Source organism: Microcystis sp. LEGE 08355 (assembly GCF_015207185.1).
Lineage (GTDB): Bacteria > Cyanobacteriota > Cyanobacteriia > Cyanobacteriales > Microcystaceae > Microcystis > Microcystis panniformis.
Genome location: NZ_JADEXI010000407.1, coordinates 1 through 4,249 on the forward strand (window position 1 = coordinate 1; position 4,249 = coordinate 4,249).

Sequence of the window (4,249 nt, forward strand, 5' to 3'; positions counted from 1 at the left end):
GCTTACTAAGAGCTAATTTCACGACCGAGGTACTCAAGCTTATCGAGAACAGATTGAAGCAAAGATCGCCGCTGCTCGACGACAATATCTAAGTTAGCCAACATATACTTTACGTCTTTGTAGGCATTGTCCAGCAAGGCTAGTAATAATTCGCGATCGCCAGCAATCTCTTTTTCTGATGGGTCACAAGTTGGTTGAAGTAATAAGTCCGCTGGTGGGGAAGGAAGGGCGGGCGATCGCTCGGACTCTAGCTGTTGAATGGTTTGCTGTAAATTTTCAATCACCCCATACATTTCCATCGGGTCAAAAACCCTTAACAGACTGGTTTGTGTGACAATACCCAACCCGCGACCCCAGTTCCAAGAAACCACCAAACGCCCCACCCGCCGTTTTTGCATTTCCTGATGGGCCGTCCACAGGGAATCCTCGGGACTGAGGAGAAATAACGGCGTACTCATCACCGTCTGGGCCCTGGTTTTGTGCAGATCGATTTGAACTGCTTGAAACTGGACAAGATCTCGCTCTGTCACAATACCAACGGGGTAGTCATTATCTTCGGAATTTCTCTGGGTGATCACCACACAACTGACACGATGTTCAGCCATTAACTTGGCCAATTGCAGGACTGTGGCGGTGAGTGGGGCCTGTACCACTTGACTGGTCATCACATCCGATACGCGACGAAATCGCAACAGATTGGCCGGACGCAATATCTGGCGAATACTTTCATGGGATATCACCCCGACTAACTGTCCTTGGTCATCCACAATCGGCAAATGGCGAATGCGGTAGCGCCGAAACAAAAACAGGGCAGCAAAAATGTCTTGAGCAGATTGCTGGGGCAACGTGATCAGGGGATGCACCATCACATCGGCAACGGTTGTCTCGGTCAGGTTAATTCCTTGGGCGGTGAGTCGCACCACATCCCGTTCTGTCAATATTCCTAATAACTCTTGTCCTTGCACCACCAGCAGACAGCTAACACGCACCTCTCCGGCCGGAGCAGCTAGAGGGGATAGGTCATCGGTGAGTAAACACAGACGACTATGGGCCTGGCCGATCATGGCGATCGCATCTGCCAGAGAAGTGGTTGGCGGCACCGTCAAGGGCTGGCGATTGATCGCTTTTTCCAGATCGGGGGCCCAACTCAGAGGTGTATCGAGGGACATCAGCGCCATCCTGCAATCGCAAAGGCCAAGATAGACAGAACAGCCACTGGGCAAAGAACCCAGACTCTCAGAGTTGCCAAAACCGGTTCTAAAATTATCCCAAAATGTAGCGTCATTTAACTTTTTCCTAAAAGATGTAACGTTTTATTACAATTTTTATTAAACTCGTAAAGATTTTAGACCCACTTCGGTGTATCATAGAGGGATGTAACAGGTTAAACCCTGAAACTTTTTATTTAGGGCTTATTCAGCCTCTAATGGTTTTAGGGGCGGCATCACCAGACGCTGGGGTGAGCACTTCTGGGTTCTGGTCGGCCTGAAGGGTTACTCCAGAAATTCTGGACACCTTTCCATAAAGTCGATCCAGCACTCGCTTTACGGAAATACGCTGCCATGGTTGACCACGTTTGGTGGTGTAGCCCTGTTCATTAAGCCAATCGGCGATCTTCTGCAAGGATTTCCCTGATTTGTGATGACGGCGAATCAGTTCAATGACCCGGCACTCTTCCGGATCATCCACTAATTCCCCGTCGATCGATCGTTGTCCAAAGGCAGGGGAGCCGTAGCCCGCATAACCACCGTTGCTTGCTTTTGCTTGTCTGCCTTGTTCTAGCCGCTCCCAGGCAGATAAATCGTTGGAAGGGGTCGCTGTCATAGGGTATCTAAATGCAATAACTTGCAAAACCATATTATCGCAACTTAACGTCGCAAATTTGTTTTGATTGGGGGCAGCCGATGACGACTTACAAAGTAAAACCCCTGCATGAGCAGGGACTAGATGTCACCATCGATGTCTGGGACAACCAAACTATAGACGATACCCCCGGGAGGCGGACAAAGTTAAAGGGTCAAAAGCCAAGCATTTTTAGAGGAGGAGCGGTTCAAGGCTGAATTTATCTTGTAAAACGCAGCGAGCAGAGAATTTGTCCTAAGTTACACAGCATCAATTTGGAGATATAAACATGGGTACGGCTACATTTATTCAAGATGAAACTGAATTTGATTCTCTCTTAAAGAGTGAATCCCTGTTGGTGGTAGATTGCACGGCCACCTGGTGTGGACCTTGCAAACTGGTGGCACCGTTGATCGATCAATTGGCCGATGACTATCGCGATCGAGCCAAAGTCTTCAAACTTGACCTAGACAGTAACAAACCCGTGGCCAAACGTTTTGGGATTAGAAGTATTCCGGCGGTCATGGTATTTAAACAGGGGAAATTGATAGAAACATTAGTTGGGGTTAAACCCTATGAAGAATTTACGGCTGCGGTAGAACGACAATTATAGTCTTCCACCTTGAACAAACACTCTGGGCAAACGTCCGACGTTGACTCTTTCCTTCTCACACCACTATTTAATTTTGAGGTATGGCGATGAACAAGCTTATAGAAATTCGGTGTCCCAACTGTGGCAGCGTAGCTCAAAGGCTCTTGAGCGATCGCCTACCCGCAGGATACAAGTGTCCGGCCCGGCAAGTTGCTCAGACGGAATGCCCAGTGTGTGATTATTTCATCGCCATGTGTTGGCAAAACGGTGCTGTGCTGGAGGCCTATGCTCCAGGCATTCAGGGGAACACAGCGGCGGCCATGCCGCCCCAGCCCCAACCAGCGATCGCCCATTGGTCTTTGTCATCTGTGTTCAAAGTGGCCCTCAGCCCACAAGAGTCTAGGAAATTGCTATCGGGGCAACCCTAGTCAACTTTTGCGTTTATACCGGTCCTCTCATTTAACCAAACCAAACCATATATGCTACAAGCTCAAGAAATTATGACTCAAAACGTTGTCACCATTCGTGGTTCGGCAACGGTTGCCGATGCCGTGAAATTGATGAAAGAAAAAAAACTGCGGGGATTGATTGTCGAACCGCGCCATGAACAGGATCCTTATGGAATTGTCACCGAAACCGACATCGTTTACAAAGTGGCGGCCTTTGGCCACGATCCTAAAACTATGCGGGTCTATGAAATTATGGCCAAGCCCTGTGTGGTTGTCAATCCCGAACTGGGGGTGGAATATGTGGCTCGGTTATTTGCTCAAACCCGCATTCGCCGCGCCCCAGTGATTCAGGGTAAAACTTTGCTGGGCATTATTTCTGTGAGTGATATTCTCTTCAAGAGCGATTTTGTCGAAAAGCCGAAGCGGTTGTTCATTGAAGATGAAATTGAAGCGGCTCGCGAAGACGCGCGGGCAATTTGTGCGGCCAAGGGTGAAACCTCTCCCGATTGCGCCGCAGCCTGGGATGTGGTGGAGGAACTCCAGGCGGAAGCCTCCCATCAACGGGTCAAAAAACAGGGGAGTAACTCATTTCAGGCTTACTGCGAAGCCAATCCCGATGCCTTAGAGTGCCGCATTTATGACGATTAAATCCTAGAGAAATGTAAAGATTTATTAAATTGTAACATAGGCTACAGCTTTGCTTAGTTTAGTGTGTACTGTTTCACTGTCCTCCTTCTGTCATGGGTTGGGCTGTTGCTTCACCTGGCTGCGAGGGGGGACTCACTAAGTTCTTTGTCCCCTTTCTCCTGTAACAGTTCTTAATGGGTTTGTCTGAGTTTAGCCTGATTGATAATGATAGCGAGCTTGTAAAAAATAAACCTTATTTCCTGTGACTTTATAAACTAAACGATGCTCTAAATCAATTCGTCGTGACCAAGGGTCGGCAGCAATATACTTAAGAGGTTCGGGTTTACCCAATCCTGTCAACGGATTCCCATCCAAAATATCTGCCACCAAGTCTAAGATTTTATCGCCTTTTTTCGGTTCGTTCCGATACCACCAAGCTAAATCTGCTTTGAAATCAGGACTAAAAACGGGCAAATAACCATGAATAGGATTGTTTTTAGGTTTATCTGGCTTATTTTCTCTTTTAGGAGTCAATTCCTAACTCCCCTTTCAATTCAGCTAATGTTTGAGGAGTTGCATCTTCTGTCTGGGCCCATTCTAAAGAGCGAAATAACTGGACTTCCCCGTTGACAAAAAGCCATAACCCGTGCTGTAGAAGGGATTAAGAAAATTACCAGCACCCCGTTACTGGGTACAAATCAGAGAAACTCCCAATAAATCTAACGCTTTTTGTTGCAGT

The 4,249-nt window shown here is 47.6% G+C and carries 6 protein-coding genes and 1 pseudogene; 3 read left to right on the forward strand and 4 right to left on the reverse strand.

The genetic code is table 11. From position 1 onward, the window contains the following. Positions 1 to 5: 5 nt before the first annotated feature. Together IQ242_RS17975 and IQ242_RS17980 are read right to left on the reverse strand one after the other, a co-directional pair. A complete protein-coding gene (locus tag IQ242_RS17975) occupies positions 6 to 1,178 on the reverse strand; it encodes a CBS domain-containing protein (protein ID WP_193960912.1) in 1,173 nt (390 codons plus the stop codon). A 238-nt stretch (positions 1,179 to 1,416) separates the two neighbouring features. Beyond that, positions 1,417 to 1,857: a recombinase family protein gene (locus tag IQ242_RS17980; protein WP_193960913.1), complete on the reverse strand. Its 441-nt coding sequence runs from the start codon at positions 1,855 to 1,857 to the stop codon at positions 1,417 to 1,419. A 274-nt stretch (positions 1,858 to 2,131) separates the two neighbouring features. Here IQ242_RS17980 and trxA point away from each other — a divergent pair, with 274 nt between their 5' ends. From trxA to IQ242_RS18000, 3 genes are all read left to right on the forward strand, one after another. Further along, entirely contained in the window at positions 2,132 to 2,455 is a 324-nt protein-coding gene (gene trxA / locus IQ242_RS17990; protein ID WP_193960915.1) for a thioredoxin, read from the forward strand. An 80-nt stretch (positions 2,456 to 2,535) separates the two neighbouring features. Next, entirely contained in the window at positions 2,536 to 2,862 is a 327-nt protein-coding gene (locus IQ242_RS17995) for a hypothetical protein (protein WP_002751596.1), read from the forward strand. 51 nt (positions 2,863 to 2,913) lie between these two features. Next, positions 2,914 to 3,531: a CP12 domain-containing protein gene (locus IQ242_RS18000; RefSeq protein ID WP_002790229.1), complete on the forward strand. Its 618-nt coding sequence runs from the start codon at positions 2,914 to 2,916 to the stop codon at positions 3,529 to 3,531. 189 nt (positions 3,532 to 3,720) lie between these two features. Here the strand turns inward: IQ242_RS18000 and IQ242_RS18005 are convergent, their stop codons facing one another. Together IQ242_RS18005 and IQ242_RS27235 are read right to left on the reverse strand one after the other, a co-directional pair. Beyond that, positions 3,721 to 4,044 (reverse strand): Txe/YoeB family addiction module toxin, encoded by a 324-nt coding sequence (locus tag IQ242_RS18005; RefSeq protein ID WP_193960916.1) that lies wholly within the window; start codon positions 4,042 to 4,044, stop codon positions 3,721 to 3,723. Then, positions 4,034 to 4,126 (reverse strand): annotated as a pseudogene (locus IQ242_RS27235) (prevent-host-death protein); the annotation flags it as partial. The gene IQ242_RS18005 and the pseudogene IQ242_RS27235, both read right to left, overlap by 11 nt. Positions 4,127 to 4,249 lie beyond the last annotated feature (123 nt).